The 6,190-nt window shown below is 38.8% G+C and carries 7 protein-coding genes; 3 read left to right on the forward strand and 4 right to left on the reverse strand.

Annotated elements, in window-relative coordinates:
- Nucleotides 1-14: 14 nt before the first annotated feature.
- A complete protein-coding gene (locus HWQ42_RS23540) occupies nt 15-203 on the reverse strand; it encodes a DUF4089 domain-containing protein (protein WP_292816587.1) in 189 nt (62 codons plus the stop codon).
- Nucleotides 204-651: 448 nt separating this feature from the next.
- On the opposite strand from HWQ42_RS23540, the gene HWQ42_RS23550 reads away from it, so the two are divergent.
- Nucleotides 652-1,128, forward strand: a complete 477-nt coding sequence (locus tag HWQ42_RS23550; RefSeq protein ID WP_292816589.1) for a hypothetical protein — start codon at nt 652-654, stop codon at nt 1,126-1,128.
- A 134-nt stretch (nt 1,129-1,262) separates the two neighbouring features.
- Here HWQ42_RS23550 and HWQ42_RS23555 read toward each other — a convergent pair whose 3' ends face one another.
- Complete coding sequence (locus tag HWQ42_RS23555) at nt 1,263-2,456, reverse strand: MFS transporter (protein WP_292816591.1); 1,194 nt, start codon at nt 2,454-2,456, stop codon at nt 1,263-1,265.
- A 53-nt stretch (nt 2,457-2,509) separates the two neighbouring features.
- Nucleotides 2,510-3,862 (reverse strand): MATE family efflux transporter, encoded by a 1,353-nt coding sequence (locus tag HWQ42_RS23560; protein ID WP_292816592.1) that lies wholly within the window; start codon nt 3,860-3,862, stop codon nt 2,510-2,512.
- Nucleotides 3,863-4,259: 397 nt separating this feature from the next.
- Between HWQ42_RS23560 and HWQ42_RS23565 the strand changes: the two genes are divergently transcribed.
- Together HWQ42_RS23565 and HWQ42_RS23570 are read left to right on the forward strand one after the other, a co-directional pair.
- Nucleotides 4,260-4,757, forward strand: a complete 498-nt coding sequence (locus HWQ42_RS23565; RefSeq protein ID WP_292816594.1) for a DUF6174 domain-containing protein — start codon at nt 4,260-4,262, stop codon at nt 4,755-4,757.
- A 458-nt stretch (nt 4,758-5,215) separates the two neighbouring features.
- Nucleotides 5,216-5,581: a hypothetical protein gene (locus HWQ42_RS23570; RefSeq protein ID WP_292816596.1), complete on the forward strand. Its 366-nt coding sequence runs from the start codon at nt 5,216-5,218 to the stop codon at nt 5,579-5,581.
- A gap of 332 nt (nt 5,582-5,913) precedes the next feature.
- Here HWQ42_RS23570 and HWQ42_RS23575 read toward each other — a convergent pair.
- Nucleotides 5,914-6,190, reverse strand: a 277-nt coding sequence (locus HWQ42_RS23575; RefSeq protein WP_292816598.1) for a hypothetical protein, incomplete at its 5' end; no start/stop codon positions are given.

Here is a 6,190-nt window from a genome sequence, read left to right on the forward strand (position 1 = left end):
TATTCTTGAAGCAATTATGGTTCAAAAACTGGTGCAACTTCAATTTTCTCTGGTAAAGGGAAAGAATTTACCAGATTAGCGATCGCCATAATTCTCTCAAAATTTGCCACCACACCATCTCGATACTCATCTGTTAACTGCAAATCCAACAAAAACCCCATTTGATCGACATATTCACCCACATCAAACTCTTCTCTTCTCATCTTTCTCCTTTGCGGTAGTCTGCGGTAAGCCGTACCCTTCGGGAAGCAAGCTACGCGTAGCGTCTCAGTAGAGAAGCCTCTACATTATTTTAAACTTATAATTTCTTGCGACAACTGAAATGCGATTAATCTTATACAGTAAACCCGACTGTCATTTATGTGAAGGCTTGTAAGAAAAGCTAAGAATAAATCCAAAATCTCAGTTTCGAGTTGGAAATCTCACTTTTATCGAACAATTTAATTAAGTATTTTTTGAAAGCTGAAAAATCCCTCTAAAGTCAGAGATATATTCTGTGCTATGGTAGAGGATTTTTCGATCCCACTTCAGTATCTTATTAGATAAACAATTTTTATTGCTATTTACTCAAACTTAGTCCCTTTAGCTGACAGATAAATCATTCTTAAATATTGGCAGCAGACAAATAGTTTATAAATAACAATAAAAAACATGGATGACAAAAACAAAGCTGAGAGTAATAAAAACAATTTAAATCGGGATAAAAAAGTGGCTGAAACTAATATTAATTCCTTGTCTAACGAACCCAAAAAGTCAACTAAAACAATTAATATAGATGGTCAACGTCCAGTTGATCCAAGTAACATCGAGATTAAAGAAACAATAGATATAGATGGTCAGCGCCCAATTGCAAAAGATGAAAATCATAGCGATCAAACAATTGATATAGATGGTCAACGCCCGATCGATAAGAGTAATTTTCAAGAACATGAGATGCTAGCTGTAGACGGTAAGCGTCCAATTGACCCTAGTGATTTAGAGGTTGAAGAAATTCTTGACATAGATGGTCAACGTCCGATCGCCAAGAGTAATTTTCAAGTTCAGGATACCCTAGAGATAGATGGTAGCCGCCCAATAGTTTCAAATAACACTGCTGATTCGCAAATACCAACAGATTATGTAGACTAAAATCACAACGTTTATTGACACTGTAAAGTCGTGAAGATAAAACAAAGAGACTCAGTAATCTACGTTGTTAGCATACAGCAACGCTAGGGTAAAATCTGAGTCTTGAATCGCAGATGTGATGGCGATCGCCATGATTATTTATTATTTATGCTTGCTGTAGTTATTTTGGGTCTGACTATAACAAGAAATGCAAGCAAAGTAAAAACTAACATCTGCCAAGTCACCAAATTCCAGCCACCAAGATTCCAGCATAATAGACCAATGCTAGTACCTACAGCACCACCGATAAAATAGGTAGTCATGTAAACTGTGTTGATGCGACTGTTTGATTGAGCATCAAGAGTGTATATCCTTGCAACATTGGTGACTTGAATTGCTTGTACACCGACATCGAGTAACAATACAGCAACAGCGATCGCTAACGCTGAACTAGAAGCAATTTTAGCAATTACTAAACTTACAATCACCAGAGATACATAAATAGTCAAGGAATGTTGAGAATTACCTCGATCGGCTAATTTACCAAAAATTGGTGCCATTAATGCACCTGCGATCGCTACAAAGCCATACATCCCAATTGTGTCAGATTGAAAATTAAAAGGCGCTCCGCTTAAATGGAAAGTCAACGTTGTCCAAAATGAGCAAAAGACACCAAACATTAATCCCCCAATTAAAGATGCTTCTCTCAATAAGGAGAAACGTTTTAATTGTTGAAGCGTTGATTTTAGTAAATCAAAATAACCACCACTATATTCATTATTTACATTAGGCAAGTAAATCTTGAGCAAGACAGTAACAATTAAAATCATTACTCCTGAAAATCCATATACATAACGCCAACTAAAGGATTCAGCAATATATCCACTAAAAACCCTTGCTCCTAAAATGCCAATCAATATACCAGTAAAAATACTGCCTACAGTTTGACCTGTAGTCACTCTATCTATACTTGCTGCTAAGGGAAGAATAACCTGAGCGGAGACTGTTGTAATTCCAATTGCTACGCTCAATATCCAAACCTGGACGATATTTTGTGAAAACGTCATGGCTATCAACAAACAAAACAAACATAGAAGTAAGGAAAGAATTAATGTTTTTTTGTTGATTTTATCGCCCAAGGGAATTAAAAAGAAAAGCCCAAAACCATAACCAATTTGTGAAAGCACAGATATGCTACCCGCTTCACCTTCACCAACTTGAAAAGAAGATGCAATTTCTTTGAGGATTGGCTGATTATAATAAACGTTAGCAACACATACACCAGATGCGATCGCCATAATCAGTACTTGAAATTTAGTTAATCCGTTACCTGAGATTTGTTTTTCCATTCAACCTAAGTTACTATAATTTGACTCCTGAATTCTGACTTCTGACTTCTTCTTCAATAGTTATTAGTTTTCCTGGTGCTAAACCGCCAAGTTAGGATTATTGCAGCGATCGCTAAACCAATAGCCAATCCCCACCAAAGACCAATAGCCCCAGACCCCAACGAGATCCCAAAAGTATAACCAGTGAATAAACCAACACACCAATAAGCAAAAATGCCAATCAGCATCGGGATTCGAGTGTCTTTGAGTCCGCGTAATGCTCCTGCGGCAGTAACTTGCACACCGTCAACTATTTGAAAAATTGCCGCGACTGCTAGCAATTTCACGGCGAGGGCAACCACATCTGCATTGTTCTGATTATTGATGTCAATATAAAGAGAAATAATTGACTTCGGCACTAACCAAAATGCAATGCCTACTACACTCATAGATAAAGCTGCAATGGCAATGCCTACATATCCAGCTAGACGAGTGCCAACTAGGTCATTCTGTCCGGCTAATTGTCCAACACGAACTGTTGTCGCTAGAGAAATGCCTAGTGCCATCTGGAATGACATCGAAATTGTTTGTAAAGCAATTTGATGGGCAGCAAGGGCATTTGTTCCCAATTGTCCGATCAAGAAAGTGACAACAGTGAACAGTCCGGCTTCGACCGTAATTAGACCCCCAATGGGCAATCCAACCTGAAAAATCTCGCCAATGATCCGGCGATGCTCTAAAGGAAAAGCTTCGTGAGACGAAGGTCGAAAAATACTGTAAACTGCAAAGTGAGGCTGATTATGTATATAAACTGCTAAAGCAACAAACATACTCCAAAGTGAAAGCGTACTTGCCCAACCGATACCAGCTAAACCCATCGCCGGGAATCCCAGTTTGCCAAACATCAGCACATAGTTAGCTGTGATGTTGAACAGAGTACCCAAAACCACAGTCACTATAACTAATTGCGGTTGCAACAGAGCAGAAAGAAAGCTTTTAAGTACTGCAAAGCCTAAAGCAGGAATAAAACCCAGTGCGATCGCTCTTAAATAAATCTCTGCTAGTGCTACTGTGTTAGCATCCTGTCCTAGTAAAAGTAGTAAAGCGCCTCCATTGTAAAGTAGCAATGTAATTGGTATTCCTAGCACCAGAGATATCCCTAGTCCAAGCCGGACAATTGTGCCAATTTTTTCTCTATTTCCGGCTCCGTATGCCTGAGCAGCTAATGGACTGACAGCAGAAACGATACCAGTAAAAATAAACAGACAAAAACTAAAGATGACAGCTCCCAAACCTCCAGATGCAATGGTTTGACTTCCCAACCAACCCATCATTACCGTATCCACAAAACCAGTTGCAGATTGAGCCAATTGTGCTGCTGCCAAAGGTATGGCTAACATCAGACATTTTTTAACTTCAGAAAACATATACAGCTGATAACCCGATGTGAAGAACAAAGGGTTTTTCCAAAATCTAAACCCATGTTCAGGAGATATTGCTCCTGGGAACTTGAATCTATCTTAATGGAGTCAGAGAATTCCCGTCACAGTCGTTAGTGCAGGGTTCCGCAGAAAAGACTTAACAGGAGATGAATTGCAACCAGATAATAACTAACACGACACCTATCAAATGTTTGGTTGATTTTTTTGGTGGGATAAAATTTTAGAGTGTTTCTTGTGGCCGATGATTTATCCCCCGAAGTAGCCCTCAAGCAGATTATCCACATTGCGATCGCCAGCTTTAAGTGTCACAAATAATTTCAATATTTTGGCAATAATCTTGAAGCACGTTAAAGTGAACAGTTGGAGTTAAGAATGGATTTATATGCGCTTACCAATTGCAATTAGTGCTGTTTTAGTGGCATCTTTAGGTTTTAGTGCACCTGTAATATCTCAACCTCCTCCTATACAGGTAGCCAAAACACCTGCGCCTAGTAGTTTAGCCTTGGAACAATTTAAGATTAATTACCGATTATGGAGACGGCAAAAAATCTCTAACTATCGCTATGAATTCACTAGAAGTTGCAATTGTTTACCGAAAGCCACAGAACCAGTGATTATTAAAGTACGTAATCGAGTTACAAGTTCTATTACTTATAAAGCAACTCAAAAGCCAGCTGAGTCCGAATTATTTCAACAATATAATACAATTCCTAAACTCTTTAATATCATCAGGGATGCGCTGATTCGTAAAGCAGCAAACTTGACTGTAGAATACGATCCAAAACTTGGTTATCCAACTCAAATTAACATTGATTATAATAGCCAGATCGCTGATGATGAAATATTTTTTACAATTAGCAATCTGCAAAAAACTAATTAACTATGGCTAGCTAGAGCATTTTTTGCTACAGCAGTGCTTAATTGATTCAGCGTATCTTGCTGGCTCTAGCGATCGCACACATATACAACCAATACTCACAGCAGATTGCATCAAGCAACCCACCTTGATCGCATTCTCAGGCACAGCCTGGGAACAAGGCAGAGTAAGACTTTTAGTTTAACAAGCTGACTCTTCACATAATGGTCAATGTGTAAAGTGCGTAAGTGCTAGCTTAGATCCTCTCTAAGTAAATCTTTACATTTAATATATAGCAGTTCTCGTTGACGCGACGTGCCCCTACAACTTGCAATATAACGTTGTACTGCATCTGAATGGGAACTGCTATATGTACCTTCAATTACATTTACGTTAGTCAATCTTGTGAATTTTGAACTATATAATTTCTCCACTTAAGTATTAAATAAAATGATTACCAATAGTTTAGGAAAAGCAAAGACGTGAACCGTTTCAAAAAGCTATCCTCAATTGTGTTCCTGTTATTAGCCTTCATTTATCCACCTACTTTGGTTGAAGCCAAAGAGAATACTCACAATGATGTTCTCAATCAACAGAGTATTGACGCACAAACAAAATTAGCTGGAGAGCAAAGTGAAGAGTTTTTGTTAGCTCACAGACGGAATCGACGACGTTATCATAGACGGCAACGAACTGGAAGATATTATTATCAACGCCAGCGGAATCGACAACATTATTATAGACGACGCTATCGCTCTATACGTTATCATGGACAACGATATCGTCATGGAGAATGGGAACTTGTGCGCGATCGTCATGGACGATTAATGTATGATTGGCAGCGTTAATAGGAAACTTTACACCCAATTTTCCTAGAGAATCTTAATGCGTAAATCCTAATGCAAAACCCAAATACTTTACCCAGTTTTGAATCATCTTACGAGTTGGCAGAATATCTGTGATGTTAATAAACTCATTGTCAATGTTGTTCTATCAGATGCGATAAATCATCACAAAGACGCGATAAATCGCCGTCTCTACAAAAGTACTAATTATTGGGGTGCAGGGGAGTAGCACTTCGGCTCATTTCGGCTACGCTCAATGACCAACGCTCTGTTACCGAGGAGAAGTTGCAGTAAGTTTTTCCCCTCAAGCTTGTGAGAAACGCCAGTAGGGTGCGTTATGTCCACGCTAAATCAACAAATGAGTTCGCCGAAATAGCAAATGAATACGCCGAAATAGCAAATGAGTTCGCCGAAATAGCAAATGAATACGCCGAAATAACAAATGAGTACGCCGAAATAGCAAATGAGTTCGCCGAAATAGCAAATGAGTTCGCCGAAATAGCAAATGCGTAGGCGCAGCCAGCCGTAGGCATCGCCGAAATAACAAATGAGTACGTCGAAATAGCAAATGAGTTCGCCGAAATAGCAAATGAGTTCGCCGAAATAGCAAAT

Source organism: Nostoc sp. JL23 (genome assembly GCF_017115065.1).
Lineage (GTDB): Bacteria > Cyanobacteriota > Cyanobacteriia > Cyanobacteriales > Nostocaceae > Nostoc > Nostoc punctiforme_A.